This is a genomic window from Flavihumibacter fluminis (genome assembly GCF_021491375.1).
Classification (GTDB): Bacteria; Bacteroidota; Bacteroidia; order Chitinophagales; family Chitinophagaceae; genus Flavihumibacter; species Flavihumibacter fluminis.
Genome location: NZ_JAKEVY010000032.1, coordinates 1 through 286 on the forward strand (window position 1 = coordinate 1; position 286 = coordinate 286).

Annotated in this window: 1 protein-coding gene; it reads left to right on the forward strand. The window is 41.3% G+C overall.

Annotated features, from left to right (window positions below; translation table 11 throughout):
* Positions 1-81: 81 nt before the first annotated feature.
* On the forward strand, positions 82-286 hold a 205-nt coding region (locus L0U88_RS21195), incomplete at its 3' end, for a BrxA family protein (RefSeq protein WP_353620687.1).

Sequence of the window (286 nt, forward strand, 5' to 3'; positions counted from 1 at the left end):
CTGAAAATTCGGGAAACGATCCAGCTCGCCCAAAAGATAAAGGAACACCAACTGTCCCTGAATGACCTATCTCCTAAGGATATGTCAGATTCACGGGGAGCAACCAGTAAAAGGAAGTTTCAAGAAATGATCAGGAGACTTCAGCAATTTTCAGTTGAAGAACTGGATTTATTAGCTGACGGGAATCCCGAACAGCAAAAACAACTTTGTTTATTGGGATTTGCTCGCTATTATAGGTTCTTCTATGATTTTGTAACGGAGGTGATGCTGGAAAAGACTATGGTCT